This window comes from Gluconacetobacter asukensis (assembly GCF_014174375.1).
In the GTDB taxonomy this organism is placed as follows: domain Bacteria; phylum Pseudomonadota; class Alphaproteobacteria; order Acetobacterales; family Acetobacteraceae; genus Gluconacetobacter; species Gluconacetobacter asukensis.
The window spans coordinates 44,121-58,793 of the sequence record NZ_JABEQE010000005.1 but is presented as its reverse complement, the minus strand read 5'-3'; the positions used below and the strand labels follow the sequence as shown (position 1 = coordinate 58,793).

Sequence of the window (14,673 nt, the reverse complement as noted above, 5' to 3'; positions counted from 1 at the left end):
GCGCAGACCGACCGTTTACAGATCTATGGCGGCGCGGACAATCGGCAGAAACGCGTCGGCCTTCAGGCTGGCGCCACCCACCAGCGCGCCGCCGACCTCGGCGATCGGCAGGATGGTGGGGGCCTCGCGCCCGCTGACGGAGCCACCATAGAGAATCCGCGTGGTCTTTCCCGTCTCGCCGAACTGGCGTGTCAGTTCGGCGCGGATGAAGCCCATCATGTCCGCGATGTCCTGGGGCGATGCCGGCACGCCCGAGCCGATGGCCCAGACCGGCTCGTAGGCCACGATGCCGCTGAAATTGTCGGGCAGCGAGCCCTTGATCTGCCAGCCGACAACATCCTGATATTCGCCGGCGGCCCGCTGGTCGGCGCTTTCGCCGATGCAGACGATCGGCGTCAGGCCGGCGTCCATGGCGGCCACGGTCTTTTCGCGCACCGTCTCATCCAGTTCGCCATGCTCGCGCCGCCGTTCGGAATGGCCGAGAATGACATATTCCACCCCCAGCTCGGCCAGCATGATGGCCGAGATGTCGCCGGTATGCGCGCCCGAGGGCGCGTGATGGCAATCCTGGGCGCCCAGTGCGATGCCGGTGCCTTTCAGCAGGAGGGAAAGGGCGCCAAGCTGGGTAAAGGGCGGGCAGACCACGACCGGCGGCGGGTTGGCAATGGCTTTCAGACCCTGTGCGATGGCGCTCACGAGGTCCCGCGAGGGGGCGCTCAGCCCGTTCATCTTCCAGTTGCCGACGATCATCTGCTTCATGTGGCTTGCCCCCTCGATTTTATATTGTGGGGCGGTCGAGCCGCCCGGTTGCCGATACCGTACACCATGCGTGCCGCATCAGCACAATGGCCACGCGCCAACGCGGCTTCGGCGCATAGGGTTCTGGTCAATCGCGGGGTGTATCCCTATGGTGCCCCGCCGAATAAGGCGGCCATCGGGCCGCCATAGTCGCTTGTGCCGCCTTCGTCCGGATATTGTCGTTCATGATTTCCTTCCTGCGTCACGTCTTCGTCGATTCCTGGCTGGGTCGCGTCATTGCCGGCCTGCTGTTCCTTGCCTTCGTCGGCTGGGGTGTGGGCGATGTCCTGTCGAATATCGGCAGCGAGCGCGCCGACGTCATCGTGCGGGTGGGCGGCCAGACCGTCACCACCAACGATTTCCTCTCGGCGGTACAGAATGAATTGCAGCAGGTCGCCCGCCAGGCAGGCGTGAGCGATCCGTCACAGCTGCCGGTCGCGACGCGGCGCCAGGCGGCGGAACAGGTGCTGCAGCGGCTGCTGATGCAATCGGAAATCACGCTGTCGGCGGACCGGCTGGGCGTGACCGTTCCGGACGATGCGCTGCGTGAGGAAGTGTTCGGACTGCCGGCCTTCAAGGGGCCGGACGGGCGATTCGATCGCAAGCTGTTCGATTCGCGCCTGCAGCAGATCGGCATGACCGAGGCGCGCCTGCTGGAGCTGATCCGGGCCGACCTGGCGGTGCGCGCGCTGATCGAGCCGATCCAGAACGGTGCCCGCGCGCCGGAAATCATGGTCCGCCAGGCGTTCGATTTCGATGCGCAGACCCGGACCATCGATCTGGTCCGCTTTCCGCTGACCGCCCAGGCAGTGCCCGAGCCCGACGCGGCGCAGCTGCACCGTTTCTACGACAATCATCCCGGGCTGTTTCAGACGCCCGAATACCGCCATGCGCGGGTGGTCGTGCTGTCGCCCGACAGCGTGGCCCAGTCGGTCGAGATCCCCGATGCCGACCTGAAGCGCCTGTATGAGGCCGAGGCGTCGAAATACCACGTGCCCGAGACCCGCAGCGTGCAGATCGTGACCGCGCCGAGCCAGGCCCGTGCGCAGGCGATTGCCGACCAGTGGAAGGCGGGTGCCGATTGGGGCCGCATCCAGGCCGACGCCAAGGATTCCGCCACGGTGCAGATGGACAATGTCCGCCAGGCGGGGATTCCCTCGGCGGGTCTGGCGAAGCTGGTCTTCGGCGCCCCGCCGTCCGACCTTCAGGGGCCGGCGCAGGTCGATACCGGCTGGGTTGTCTTCAAGGTCACGCTGATCACGCCGCCGCACGATACCGATTTCGCGACGGCACGGCAGGAACTGCGCGAGCAGATGGCGCGCGGCCAGGCCGTGGAGTTGATCGGCCAGCGCGTGCAGAAGCTCCAGGACGCGATCGCCGGTGGCGGGCTGGACCATATTCCCGACAATCTGGGGGCGGCGGCCATTGCCGGGACGCTGAACGCCCAGGGCATGACCCAGGGGGGCGAGGCAGCGCCGATTCCGGCGTCTCCCGCCCTGCGTCAGGCGATCATCGAGAAAATCTTCAGTTCGGCGAAGGGGGCGAACCCGACGCTGGTTCAGGGGCCGGAGAATGGCTGGTTCGCGGTTGCGGTCGACAGTATTACGCCCGCCCAGCTTCAGCCCTTCGATGCGGCGTCCGCCCAGGTCCGCGCCGCGTGGGATGACGAGGCACGCCGCCATGCGGCCAATGTCGCGGCCACCGCGCTGTATCTGGCCGCCAAGGCGCATGGCGGCGTCTCGGCTGCCGCCGGCGGCCAGCAGGTGGAGCATCCGGCGCCACTGGCGCGCGGGCGGGCGGTGGACGGCGTGCCCGACGAGCTGGCGCGCCTGGTCTTCCGCTTCGACAAGGCCGGGCAGACGGCCATGCTGGATGGCCCGGACGGTTTCTATGTCGCGACGCTGACCGCGATCACGCATCCCGATCCCGGCACGCAGGCGATGCAGGTTGGCCGCATCCGCAGCGGCCTGTCGCAGGCCCTGGCGGACGATATCGGGATGTCCTACGCCGCGGCCCTTCAGCAGGTGGTCAAGCCCAAGACCAATATGAGCGCCCTGAAATCAGCCCTGTCCTCGGTCACCGGGACGGGCGGCGCCGGAGACACCAGCCCGTGACGACCATTATTCAGACCATTCCCGCCGCGCCGACCCTTGCGGAACGCGATGCGGCACTGTCCGCCCTGCGACAGGGGGAGGGCAGTGTGGTCTGGAGCGTGGAGGCCGCCGACCTGCTGACGCCGGTCGCCGCCTATATGCGCCTGTCGCGCCTGGCCGGCGCCACGGATGCCAGCCAGGCCCGCAATGCCTTTCTGCTGGAAAGTGTCGAGGGCGGGGTGGCGCGGGGCCGCTATTCGGTCATCGGCCTGCTACCGGATCTGGTCTGGCGCTGCCATGATGGGAAGGCGGCGATCAATACCGCGCCGGATGCCGATCCGGAACGCTTTGCCCCGGTGGCGGAGGCGCCGCTGGATTCGCTGCGCGCGATCATCCGGGGCAGCCGGATGACCCTGCCGGCGGGACTGCCGCCGATGACGGCCGGCCTGTTCGGCTATCTGGGATACGACATGGTGCGGCAGATGGAGCATCTGCCGAATATGCCACCCGACGATCTTGATCTGCCCGAGGGGGTGATGATCCGCCCCGGCCTGTTCGCCATCTTCGACACCGTGCGGGACGAGCTGATCCTGGCGGCGCCGGTGCGGCCGAGCCCGGATCGTGCGCCCGAGCAGGTGTGGCAGGCGGCGGAAGACCTGATCGCGCTGGCGCGGCGGACGCTGTCGGAGCCCCTGGCGCTGCACGAGATCCGGCCGGACTATACCGGCCCGCTGGAGCCCCCGCGTTCGAACTTCACGCGCGAGGCGTTCTGCGACATGGTCCGGCGCATCCAGGAGTATATTGCCGCTGGCGATGCCTTTCAGGTCGTGCCCAGCCAGCGTTTCTCGACCCCATTTACCTTGCCGCCGCTGGCACTTTATCGGTCCCTGCGCCGCATCAATCCGGCGCCGTTCCTGTTTCATCTGGCCTTCGACGGGTTCACCCTCGTCGGCTCCTCACCCGAGATTCTGGTGCGCCTGCGCGACGGGCGGATGACGGTGCGCCCCCTGGCCGGTACCCGGCCGCGTGGCCGCACGGCGGAAGAGGATCTGGCGCTGGAGCGGGACCTGCTGGCCGACCCGAAGGAACTGGCCGAGCATCTGATGCTGATCGATCTGGGCCGCAACGATGTCGGGCGGGTCTGTGCGATCGGCAGCGTCAAGGTCACGGAGAAATTCGTGATCGAGCGGTTCAGCCACGTCATGCATATCTCGTCGAATGTCGAGGGTGAGTTGCGGCCGGGGCTGGAGGCGCTGGATGCGTTGGTCGCGGGATTCCCGGCCGGCACGCTGACCGGGGCGCCGAAGATCCGGGCGATGGAGATCATCGACGAGGTCGAGCCGACCCGGCGCGCGACCTATGCCGGGTGCATCGGTTATTTCGGCGCGAATGGCGAGATGGATACCTGCATCGGCCTGCGGATGGCCGTGGTCAAGGACGGGCAGATGCATGTGCAGGCCGGCTGCGGCGTGGTGGCCGACAGTGTGCCCGATGCGGAGTACGAGGAAACGCAGCACAAGGCCCGTGCCCTGTTCCGCGCGGCCGAGGCGGCGGTGCGGTTCGCGCGCGGCGGCAATGCGGACTGACCGCTTCGTCCAGTCAGGTCATAAAATTACACGCTCCGCGCTTGTTTTCGTAACAAACGACCCATTTTTAGACGCTATGCATTATTTCGATGAAATTTTGAACTGTTGTTTGACCGGGCTGGAACAGAAGGCCATCATGTCGCCATGATCCTGCTGATCGATAATTACGACAGTTTCACCTTCAATCTCGTCCATTATCTGGGCGATCTGGGGGAGGAAAGCGACGTACGCCGCAACGATGCGCTGACGGTCGATGAGGCGATGGCGCTGAATCCCGAGGCGATCGTGCTGTCGCCGGGCCCCTGTTCGCCCAACGAGGCCGGGATCTGCTGCGACCTGATCCGCCGCGCGGCGGGGCATGTACCCATTTTCGGCGTCTGCCTGGGCCACCAGGCCATCGGGCAGGTGTTCGGCGGCACGGTGGTCCGGGCGCCTGTTCCCATGCATGGCAAGGTCAGCCCGGTCTTTCATGATGGCAGCGGCGTGTTCGAGGGGCTGCCCAGCCCCTTCCAGGCGACCCGCTATCACAGTTTGACGGTCGATCCCGCCACGCTTCCGTCCGATCTCGTGCCCGTTGCGCATACCGAGGACGGCGTCATCATGGGGCTTCGTCACCGCTTCCTGCCGGTGTTCGGGGTCCAGTTTCATCCGGAGAGCATCGCGTCGGAACACGGGCACGCCATCCTGGCCAATTTCCTGGCGATCGCGCGCGGCCTCAATACGCCGCGAAAGGCGGCCTGACCCAAGATGGATGGCACGCCGTCCCTGCCTGTTGCCCCGGCCGACGCCTTTCGGGCCCTTCTGAGCCGACTGGCGCGCGGCGAGACCCTGAACGAGGCCGACGCCGAACAGGCTTTCGGCCTGATCATGGATGGCGGCGTGCCCGACATGCTGATCGCGGCATTCCTGATGGGGCTGCGGGTGCGGGGAGAGCAGCGGGCCGAACTGCTGGGGGCGGTGCGTGCCGTGCGTGCGCGCATGCGGCGGGTGGCCCCGGTGCCGGCGGGCACGATCGATGTCTGTGGAACCGGCGGCGACGGGCTGGGCACGCTGAATATCTCCACCGCCGTTGCCTTTGTGCTGGCAGCGCTGGGCGTGCCGGTGGCCAAGCACGGCAACAAGGCCCTGTCGTCACGCTCGGGCGCGACCGACGTGCTGGGGGCGCTGGGCGTTCTATTGTCGGACGATCCGGCCGTGATCGCCGCACGGCTGAATGAGGGCGGGCTGGCCTTCATGGCGGCGCCGTCGCACCATCCGGCCATGCGCTATGCCGCACCCGCGCGCACGGCGCTGGGGGTGCGGACGCTGTTCAACCTGATCGGCCCCCTGTGCAATCCGGCGGGTGTTACGCGCCAGCTGGTGGGGGTGTTCGATCGGTCGTGGTTGCGCCCGGTCGTCGAGACCTTGCAGCTTCTGGGCTCGGAGCGCGCATGGGCCGTCCATGGAACATGCGGCGTGGGCCAGGGCGTGGACGAGCTGACGCTGGCCGGCCCCACGGCGATCGTGGCGTTGCAGGACGGGGTTCTGTATGATTTCACGCTGGAACCCGCCGATGCCGGCCTGAAGCCGGCACCGATTTCGGCGATTACCGGTGGAGGGCCGGCGGGAAATGCCGCTGCCCTGGAGGCTTTGCTGGCCGGTGCCCACGGGGCCTATCGGGACACCGTTCTGTTGAACGCAGCGGCGGCGCTGCATGTCGCCGGCCGTGCGGACATTCTGAAAGAGGGAAAAGTGCAGCCCGCATCGCTGCGGGCGTTGGTCGCCGACGCGGCCCGTGTTCTGGATGACGGGTCCGCACTGGCTGTTTTGAAATCCGCGCGCGGCGGTCGGCCGTCCGCGCGGGACGAATGCATACAGGGTTGATCATGAACGATACCGCGACGAATCCCGCTCAGAACGAGTGCGGCACCGCCTCGGACCCGGATGGGCTTCCGGATGTCCTTGCGCGCATCTGCGCCCGGACCAGGGTCGATGTCGCGCAGCGGGCGACCGTTACCCCTCTGAAAGAGATTACGGCCCGGGCCCGCGAGGTCACCACGCCGACCCGCGGTTTCGGCCAGGCGCTGAAGCAGCGGACGGCGGACCGCCAGATCGGGCTGATCGCGGAAATCAAGAAGGCCTCGCCATCGGCCGGCATCCTGCGTCCTGATTACGACCCTGCCGGCATCGCCGCTGAATATGAGAAGGCGGGTGCTGCCTGCATCTCGGTCCTGACCGAGGGATCATGCTTTCATGGCTGCGCGGAGGACCTGCAGCGGGCGCGCGATGCCTGTGCGTTGCCGATCCTGCGCAAGGATTTCATCCTCGATCCGTGGCAGGTGCATGAAAGCCGCATTATCGGAGCGGATTGCATTCTGCTGATCCTGGCGGCCCTGACCGACAGCGAGGCGGCGGAACTGCTGGATATTGCGCGCGGGCTGGACATGGATGTTCTGGTCGAGGTGCATGACGAGGCCGAGCTCAACCGGGCGCTGGCGCTAGATACGTCGCTGATCGGAATCAATAACCGCAATCTCAAGACGTTGAAGACGGATCTTGAGACGACGCTTCGGCTTGCGCCGCTGGTTCCGCCGGACCGGATCGTGGTTTCGGAAAGCGGGATCGGCACCCACGAGGATGTCGTCCGGCTCAACGATATCGGGGCCAGTGGTTTTCTGGTCGGCGAAAGCCTGCTGCGCCACCCGTCGCCGGGTGAAGCGGCCCGCATTCTGCTGGGCGGCGCCTGAACCATGCCGGTTCAGGGCGGCCTGACCCATCTGGATGCAAATGGTCACGCCGTGATGGTGGATGTGGCCGACAAGGCGGTAACAGTGCGGCAGGCGGTCGCACGCGGGCTGGTCACCATGCGGCGGGAGACGCTGGATCTGATCCTGTCGGGCGGCATGAAGAAGGGCGATGTTCTGGCTGTCGCGCGTATCGCGGGCATCATGGCGGCCAAGAAGACGTCGGATCTGATTCCGCTTTGTCATCCGCTGGCTCTGAGTTCCGTACGTGTGGAACTGACCCCGACCGAGGATGGAAGGGGGATCGAGATCGAGGCCAGTGTCGGGACGACCGCGCAGACAGGGGTGGAAATGGAGGCTCTGACGGCGGTCAGCGTCTGCGCCCTGACCCTTTACGACATGTGCAAGGCTGTCGACCGCGATCTGACGATCGAGCATATCCGCCTGATCACGAAATCCGGTGGACGTTCCGGGCTTTATCAGCGCGTGGAAGCGGAGGCGCCGGGTCAGGCGCCTGCCGCCGGCTGAAAGAAGAATCCGCTCTGCGGCATCGCACGATGCTCGCAATCGGTACGGACGCATGACCGGCAGCCAGGGCCGATCGAGATGAATGTGCGTGGATCGTGCAGGTTCAGCATCGACGAATAGACGACCTCGTCCGCATGGGCGACGGAGCAGCCCAGCACGATCGCGCGTTTCGGCTGGCGGTCGAAGAATGAGTGAGGGTGCGGGACGACAGCCCGCGCCACGCTGATGAAGAGGCCGCCTTCGGTGTCCTGCGAAATCTGGATGATCAGCTTTCCTGCGGCCGAGAAGCTTTCGAAGACGTTCCAGCGTGGGCACAATGCCCCGAAGCGGGCGCGGCTGAAGCGGTTGGCGCTGTAACTTTTCAGCACGTTGCCTGCCACATCCGCCTTGATGAAATAGAACGGAACGCCCTCCGCGCCTGGACGCTGGAGAGAGGAAAGCCTCTGGCACACCTGCTCGTAACTGGCCGAAAAGGTCGTTTGCAGGCGATCGAGATCGTGTTTGAAGGCCTTGGCTTTTGCCGCGAACAATTCGTACGGCATGATCAGTCCACCCGCGAAGTAATTGGCCATGGCTGCGCGGGCGATCGAGCGCGTGTTCTCGTCGGACAGGAGCGGGTGGCGCGCGGCCTCGTCGATCAGCGTGGAATATCCCAGATGGGCGACCAGCCGCGCCATGCAGAATGTCCGCGTGGGGCCGGGCAGGCCGGGTATGAAGCGGGCGGTTTTTTCAGTGCTGTCGAAATGGCATGGGCTGCTGTTGGCGACGGTGGGCTCGGCCGGCGTGGTGGAGACCGTGACGCCGAAGCGGTCACGCAGGTAGCGCTCCAGCCCCGTTCCGATCGTATCCGTGTCCAGCCGCGCGGTTTCGTGCAGTTGTTCGGCCGTGCGGTCGAGCGTGTCGAAATAGTTCCGTTCCGCCTGCACCCAGTCGCCGACGATTTCGTAGGCCGACGAGAGTTTGGACCAGGCGGAGGCGCGCTCGGCTTCCGTCCGTTTGTCCGACTGGGTCTCGCTTCCCTGCTCGTGCATGGTTCTGGCCGAGCGATAGAGTTCCAGAAACATCTTCACGAAGGCAGGATTGTCCCTGATGGCGCCATGGATCTCGCGTTCGGGTAGCGAGGAGCGGAACATCGGGTCGCTGGATGCTTCCCGCAGAAGGCGGAGCATCCGGATCTCGCCGTCATCACCGAAATAGCTCGGGGCGACGGAGAACATGTCGCACAGCGTCACCAGCAATCGCGTCGGGACCGGCTTGGCGTTGTTTTCGATCTGATTGAGGTAACTCGCGGAAATGGCCAGGCGCTGGGCCATCATCCTCTGCGAGATCGCATTCGCGATCCGCAATGCACGCACGCGGTTGCCGCAAAACATCTTTCGACCGCTGGTGTCGCTCACGTTCACTCCGTTTACCATACTCGTCCGGTTTGTTTCCGACCTTACACCTCTTTCCGCCTTTGAGGACGGGTCTCCGCGCGGTAAAAAGGTAAAGAATATCGTAAATCCGCCGTTGGATTCCGCCATTGCCGTCGCATGTCGGCCTATCGGGAAGATCTGTATTCCCGATCTGTAAACACGGCAAATTGAGTGAACATCATCAGACCGGAGCGCCAGAGGGCGGGACAATCACCCCTCTCTGGCGCCGCGGTGCGCGAAAAAGGGAGAGAAACCATGGGCGATAAAAAACCGTCCGGCACTGGCGCGGGCGTCTCCAATCCCGACCGGAACAACGCAATCTTTACCACGGACGAGCTGAAGCACGCTTTTTACGACATGGTGCTGATCCGCCGGTTCGAGGAGCGTGCGGGCCAGCTGTATGGCATGGGCCTGATCGGCGGCTTCTGCCATCTGTATATCGGCCAGGAAGCCGTGGTCGTCGGCATCCAGATGGAGCTGAAAGAGGGCGACAAGCTCATCACTTCCTACCGCGACCATGGGCAGATGCTGGTCGCCGGCATGGACCCGCGCGGCGTCATGGCCGAGCTGACGGGGCGCGAGGGCGGCTATTCCCGCGGCAAGGGCGGGTCGATGCACATGTTCTCGCGCGAGAAGAATTTCTATGGCGGGCATGGGATCGTCGGCGCCCAGGTGGCGCTGGGGATCGGTCTGGCCTTTGCGAACAAATATCGCGGCACGGATGAGGTCTCGATCGCCTATTTCGGCGAGGGCGCGTCCAACCAGGGCCAGGTCTATGAGAGCTTCAACCTGGCGGCCCTGCACAAGCTGCCCTGCGTGTTCGTGATCGAAAACAATCATTACGGCATGGGCACCAGCGTCGAGCGGGCCTCGGCGTCCAAGGAACTGTGGCGCAATGGTGAGCCCTGGGGGATTCCGGGGCGCAAGGTCGACGGCATGGATGTTGAGGCCGTGCGCCAGGCGGCGCGCGAGGCGGTCGAATATTGCCGTCAGGGCAAGGGGCCGTTCCTGCTGGAAATGTCGACCTATCGCTATCGCGGCCATTCCATGTCCGACCCCGCGAAATATCGTCCGCGCAGCGAGGTGGACGAAATGCGCAAGAACCACGACCCGATCGACCGGGTACGTCGCGAACTGCTGACGATCGGTGTGGAAGAGGCGGAACTGAAAGCACTTGAGGACAAGGTGAAGGCGATTGTGGCGGATGCAGCCGATTTTGCGCAGAGCAGCCCGGAACCCGATCCGTCGGAACTGTGGACCGACGTGCTGGTGGAGGGCTGAACGATGACCACCCAGATCCTGATGCCCGCTTTGTCGCCGACCATGACCGAGGGCAAGCTGGCCCGCTGGCTGAAGACTCCCGGCGACCATATCGCCGCCGGCGACGTGATTGCCGAGATCGAGACCGACAAGGCGACCATGGAAGTCGAGGCCGTCGATGAAGGCACGCTGGCCGACATCCTGGTGCCGGAAGGCACCGAGCATGTGGCGGTGAACACGCCGATCGCGAACCTGCAATCGGACGGCGCGGATGCCGCGCCGGCGGCGGCGCCAAAGGCTGCCGCCCCGGCCGCGCCGCAGACCGCACCGGCGGCTCCGGCCCAGGTGGCGCCGGCAGCACCGGTGGTCGCGCCCGAAAAAGAGTGGGGCGAGACGGTCGAGATCACGGTGCGCGAAGCGTTGCGCGACGCGATGGCCGCCGAGTTGCTGCGGGACGAGGATGTGTTCCTGATCGGCGAGGAAGTCGCGCAGTACCAGGGGGCCTATAAGGTCTCGCAGGGCCTGCTGGACGAATTCGGCGAGAAGCGCGTGATCGACACGCCGATCACCGAACATGGCTTCACCGGCATGGCGGTCGGTGCCGCGCTGACGGGGCTGAAGCCGATCGTGGAATTCATGACCATGAATTTCGCGATGCAGGCGATCGACCACATCATCAATTCGGCGGCCAAGACGCGCTACATGTCGGGCGGCCAGATTTCCTGCCCGATCGTCTTCCGTGGCCCGAATGGTGCCGCCGCCCGCGTGGGGGCCCAGCATTCGCAGTGCTATGCGAGCTGGTATGGCCATGTGCCCGGCCTGAAGGTGGTGGCGCCCTGGTCCTCGGCCGACGCCAAGGGCCTGCTGCGCGCAGCGATCCGCGATCCGAACCCGGTGATCGTGCTGGAAAACGAGATCCTCTACGGCCAGAAATTCCCGTGCCCGGTCGATGACGATTTCATCCTGCCGATCGGCCGCGCGAAGATCGAGCGCGAGGGGACGGACGTGACCATCGTCGCCTTCTCGATCATGGTCGGCACGGCGCTGGAAGCCGCCGCGATCCTGGCCGAGCAGGGGATTTCGGCCGAGGTGATCAACCTGCGGACCATCCGTCCGCTTGATACCGAGACGATCGTGGCCAGCGTGAAGAAGACCAGCCGTCTGGTCTGTGTCGAGGAAGGCTGGCCCTTCGCCGGCATCGGCGCGGAAGTGGCGATGCAGGTTATCGAACATGCGTTCGACTATCTCGACGCGCCGCCGGCGCGGGTTGCCGGCGCCGACGTGCCGATGCCCTTCGCCGCCAATCTGGAAAAGCTGGCCCTCCCGAACCCGACCTGGGTGGTGGATGCGGTCCGCAAGCTGGTCTGAGGAGCGCGCGCCATGTCCGTGAACATCCTGATGCCGGCTTTGTCGCCGACCATGACCGAGGGCAAGCTGGCCCGCTGGCTGAAGAAGGAAGGCGAGGCCATCGCCTCCGGCGACGTGATCGCCGAGATCGAGACCGACAAGGCGACGATGGAGGTCGAGGCCGTCGATGAAGGCACGCTGGGGCGTATCCTGGTCGAGGCCGGCACCGAGGGCGTGAAGGTGAATGCACCGATCGCCATTCTGGTCGCGGAAGGCGAGGCGGTGCCGGATGCGGCGCCGGCTGCTGCCGCGCCTGAGGCGGCCCCGGCCGCCCCTGTGGCGACGCCGGTTGCGACGCCTGCCGCGCCGGTCGCCGTTCCGGCCCCGGTCGCCGAGGTTGCGCCGAAGGCAGGGCGGGTCTTCGCCTCGCCGCTCGCCCGGCGTATCGCGGCCCAGAAGGGCGTCGACCTGGCCCAGGTGAAGGGTAGCGGGCCAAATGGGCGCATCGTGCGCCGTGACGTCGAAGCGGCCGTGGCCGCGCCGGCTGCCGTGCCCGCCGCGCCCAAGGCGGCGCCGCAGCCTACGCCGGCGGTGGCGATCGACGTGCCGCATACCCTCGTGCCGAATTCTTCGGTGCGCAAGGTCATCGCGCGCCGGCTGACCGAGGCGAAATCGACCATTCCGCATTTCTACGTCGCCATGGACGTGGAACTGGATGCGCTGCTGGCCCTGCGTGCGCAGCTCAATGCGTCCTCGCCGGCCGAAGGGGCGGGGGCATTCAAGCTGTCGGTCAACGATCTGCTGATCAAGGCCGTCGCCGTCACGCTGCGGCGGGTGCCGAAGGTCAACGCGTCCTACACCGAGGATGCGACCATCCTGTATGACGATGTCGATATCTCGGTCGCGGTGTCGGTGCCCGACGGGCTGATCACGCCGATCATCCGCAATGCCGACCGCAAGTCGCTGAGCCAGATCAGCAACGAGGCCAAGGAACTGATCGCCCGTGCCCGCGCCGGCAAGCTGAAGCCGCATGAGTTCCAGGGCGGCTCGTTCTCGATTTCGAACATGGGCATGTATGGGGTCAAGGAGTTCTCGGCCATCATCAACCCGCCGCAGGCCGCCATCCTGGCCATCGCGGCCGGCGAGAAGCGGGCTGTGGTGAAGGAGGATGCGATCGCGATCGCGACTGTCATGACAGTCACGCTGTCGGTCGATCATCGCGTGGTCGATGGCGCGCTGGCGGCCGAATGGGTGGCCGCCTTCCGCTCGGTGGTCGAATCGCCGCTCAGCCTCGTCGTCTGAACCGAAGTGGCCCGGTTCGTCCGGGCCACGGATCTTTTCTGAACCGGCATCCTCGCGCGGCCGGTGCCTGTCCGGCCGCCACCTGCTCCGGGAAATTACATCAATGAACAAGACAGAATTCGATCTCGTCGTCGTCGGCGGCGGCCCCGGCGGGTATGTCGCCGCGATCCGGGCCGCGCAGCTTGGGCTCAAGACTGCGTTGGTCGAGGCCAATCATCTGGGCGGCATCTGCCTCAACTGGGGCTGCATTCCGACCAAGGCGCTGCTGCGCGCGTCCGAGATCAATCATCTGCTGCACCACCTCGGTGATTTCGGCTTCGCGGCCGATAATGTGCGCTTCGACCTGCAAAAGGTGGTCAAGCGCTCGCGCCAGGTCGCCGGTCAGTTGTCGTCCGGCGTCGGGCACCTGCTGAAGAAGAACAAGGTTACAGTCTTCGACGGGTTTGGGGCGCTAGCGGGCAAGGATGGCAGTCGCCGTCTGCTGTCCGTCACCAAGGACGGCAAGCCGGTTGGGACGCTGAGTGCGAAGAACGTCATCCTGGCCACCGGCGCGCGTGCCCGCGTGCTGCCGGGGTTGGAGCCCGACGGCAAGCTGATCTGGTCCTATCGCGAGGCGATGGTGCCGACCGAAATGCCCAAATCGCTGCTGGTGATCGGCTCGGGCGCGATCGGCATCGAATTCGCCTCGTTCTATCGCAACATGGGCGCCGAGGTGACGGTCGTCGAAGTGCTGGACCGTATCCTGCCGGTCGAGGACGAGGAAATCAGTGCGCTGGCGCACAAGGCGTTCGTCAAGCAGGGCATGACCATCCTGACGGGTGCGAAGCTCGGGCCCATCACCAAGGGCGCCAACAATGTCAGCCTGGCGGTCGAAGCCGGGGGCAAGACGCACGCCATCACCGTCGATCGCGTGATCTCGGCCGTGGGCATTGTCGGCAATGTCGAGAAGCTGGGCCTGGAAGGCACCGCCGTCACCGTCGACCGGACGCATGTGAAGGTCGATGCGAAATGCTTCACCGGCGAGCCGGGCGTCTACGCCATCGGCGATCTGGCCGGGCCGCCCTGGCTGGCGCACAAGGCCAGCCATGAGGGCGTGATGTGCGTCGAGGCGATTGCCGGGCATCATGTCCACCCGATCGATCCGCTGAACATTCCCGGCTGCACCTATTGCCGGCCGCAGATCGCCTCGGTCGGGCTGACCGAAGCCCGGGCGAAGGAAGCCGGGCACAAGGTGCGTGTCGGCCGTTTCCCCTTCATCGGCAATGGCAAGGCCATCGCGATGGGCGAGCCTGAAGGGCTGGTCAAGACGGTGTTCGACGCCGAAACCGGCGAACTGCTGGGCGCGCACATGATCGGCGCCGAGGTGACGGAAATGATCCAGGGCTATGTCATTGCCCGGACATCGGAACTGACCGACGCGGAACTGAAGGAAACGGTCTTTCCGCATCCCACCATCTCGGAAGCGATGCATGAGGCGGTGCTGGCGGCCTATGACGGGGCATTGCATATCTGAATGGAGAAGCTGGGAGGCTGCTCCTGAGCTTTTGATCGCGGGCGCGCGGGCAGGGGGGATGTTTGCTTGACGCGCCCACCGCGACGTTCCACTTCTGGCTGTCCGTTT

12 protein-coding genes are annotated in these 14,673 nt (G+C 65.7%); 10 read left to right on the top strand and 2 right to left on the bottom strand.

Annotation, left to right across the window (positions count from 1 at the left end):
- Positions 1-15 precede the first annotated feature (15 nt).
- The gene (gene tpiA, locus HLH35_RS07400; protein WP_182978543.1) at positions 16-759 is read right to left on the bottom strand and encodes a triose-phosphate isomerase; all 744 of its coding nucleotides are present in this window, start codon (positions 757-759) and stop codon (positions 16-18) included.
- A 224-nt stretch (positions 760-983) separates the two neighbouring features.
- On the opposite strand from tpiA, the gene HLH35_RS07395 reads away from it, so the two are divergent.
- From HLH35_RS07395 to moaC, 6 genes are all read left to right on the top strand, one after another.
- On the top strand, positions 984-2,912 hold the full coding sequence (locus tag HLH35_RS07395) for a peptidylprolyl isomerase (protein ID WP_182978542.1): 1,929 nt from the start codon (positions 984-986) through the stop codon (positions 2,910-2,912).
- Positions 2,909-4,477 (top strand): anthranilate synthase component I, encoded by a 1,569-nt coding sequence (trpE, locus tag HLH35_RS07390; protein ID WP_338029309.1) that lies wholly within the window; start codon positions 2,909-2,911, stop codon positions 4,475-4,477. Before HLH35_RS07395 ends, trpE begins: the two co-directional genes overlap by 4 nt.
- Before the next feature lie 144 nt (positions 4,478-4,621).
- The gene (locus HLH35_RS07385) at positions 4,622-5,218 is read left to right on the top strand and encodes an anthranilate synthase component II (protein WP_182978692.1); all 597 of its coding nucleotides are present in this window, start codon (positions 4,622-4,624) and stop codon (positions 5,216-5,218) included.
- A gap of 6 nt (positions 5,219-5,224) precedes the next feature.
- On the top strand, positions 5,225-6,340 hold the full coding sequence (gene trpD, locus HLH35_RS07380; protein ID WP_182978541.1) for an anthranilate phosphoribosyltransferase: 1,116 nt from the start codon (positions 5,225-5,227) through the stop codon (positions 6,338-6,340).
- A gap of 2 nt (positions 6,341-6,342) precedes the next feature.
- A complete protein-coding gene (trpC, locus tag HLH35_RS07375) occupies positions 6,343-7,203 on the top strand; it encodes an indole-3-glycerol phosphate synthase TrpC (protein ID WP_182978540.1) in 861 nt (286 codons plus the stop codon).
- A 3-nt stretch (positions 7,204-7,206) separates the two neighbouring features.
- Positions 7,207-7,728 (top strand): cyclic pyranopterin monophosphate synthase MoaC, encoded by a 522-nt coding sequence (gene moaC, locus HLH35_RS07370; RefSeq protein ID WP_182978539.1) that lies wholly within the window; start codon positions 7,207-7,209, stop codon positions 7,726-7,728.
- On the opposite strand, the gene HLH35_RS07365 is transcribed toward moaC, so the two are convergent.
- Positions 7,707-9,125 (bottom strand): short-chain fatty acyl-CoA regulator family protein, encoded by a 1,419-nt coding sequence (locus HLH35_RS07365; protein ID WP_182978538.1) that lies wholly within the window; start codon positions 9,123-9,125, stop codon positions 7,707-7,709. The two genes, moaC and HLH35_RS07365, sit on opposite strands and share 22 nt — an antisense overlap.
- A 273-nt stretch (positions 9,126-9,398) precedes the next feature.
- On the opposite strand from HLH35_RS07365, the gene pdhA reads away from it, so the two are divergent.
- The 4 genes from pdhA to lpdA all read left to right on the top strand — a co-directional run bounded on the left by pdhA (position 9,399) and on the right by lpdA (position 14,565).
- Complete coding sequence (gene pdhA / locus HLH35_RS07360) at positions 9,399-10,424, top strand: pyruvate dehydrogenase (acetyl-transferring) E1 component subunit alpha (RefSeq protein WP_182978537.1); 1,026 nt, start codon at positions 9,399-9,401, stop codon at positions 10,422-10,424.
- Between the two features lie 3 nt (positions 10,425-10,427).
- Complete coding sequence (locus HLH35_RS07355; RefSeq protein ID WP_182978536.1) at positions 10,428-11,771, top strand: pyruvate dehydrogenase complex E1 component subunit beta; 1,344 nt, start codon at positions 10,428-10,430, stop codon at positions 11,769-11,771.
- 12 nt (positions 11,772-11,783) lie between these two features.
- Positions 11,784-13,052 carry a pyruvate dehydrogenase complex dihydrolipoamide acetyltransferase gene (locus tag HLH35_RS07350; protein ID WP_182978535.1) on the top strand — a complete coding sequence of 423 codons (1,269 nt, stop codon included), beginning with the start codon at positions 11,784-11,786 and terminating at the stop codon, positions 13,050-13,052.
- A 103-nt stretch (positions 13,053-13,155) separates the two neighbouring features.
- A complete protein-coding gene (lpdA, locus tag HLH35_RS07345) occupies positions 13,156-14,565 on the top strand; it encodes a dihydrolipoyl dehydrogenase (protein ID WP_182978534.1) in 1,410 nt (469 codons plus the stop codon).
- Positions 14,566-14,673: the final 108 nt, after the last annotated feature.

Bases quoted from the DNA above. Each gene is read 5' to 3' on its own strand.
- tpiA (WP_182978543.1), bottom strand. From the start codon at position 759: ATGAAGCAGATGATCGTCGGCAACTGGAAGATGAACGGGCTGAGCGCC.
- HLH35_RS07395 (WP_182978542.1), top strand. From the start codon at position 984: ATGATTTCCTTCCTGCGTCACGTCTTCGTCGATTCCTGGCTGGGTCGC.
- HLH35_RS07385 (WP_182978692.1), top strand. From the start codon at position 4,622: ATGATCCTGCTGATCGATAATTACGACAGTTTCACCTTCAATCTCGTC.
- trpD (WP_182978541.1), top strand. From the start codon at position 5,225: ATGGATGGCACGCCGTCCCTGCCTGTTGCCCCGGCCGACGCCTTTCGG.
- trpC (WP_182978540.1), top strand. From the start codon at position 6,343: ATGAACGATACCGCGACGAATCCCGCTCAGAACGAGTGCGGCACCGCC.
- moaC (WP_182978539.1), top strand. From the start codon at position 7,207: ATGCCGGTTCAGGGCGGCCTGACCCATCTGGATGCAAATGGTCACGCC.
- pdhA (WP_182978537.1), top strand. From the start codon at position 9,399: ATGGGCGATAAAAAACCGTCCGGCACTGGCGCGGGCGTCTCCAATCCC.
- HLH35_RS07355 (WP_182978536.1), top strand. From the start codon at position 10,428: ATGACCACCCAGATCCTGATGCCCGCTTTGTCGCCGACCATGACCGAG.
- HLH35_RS07350 (WP_182978535.1), top strand. From the start codon at position 11,784: ATGTCCGTGAACATCCTGATGCCGGCTTTGTCGCCGACCATGACCGAG.
- lpdA (WP_182978534.1), top strand. From the start codon at position 13,156: ATGAACAAGACAGAATTCGATCTCGTCGTCGTCGGCGGCGGCCCCGGC.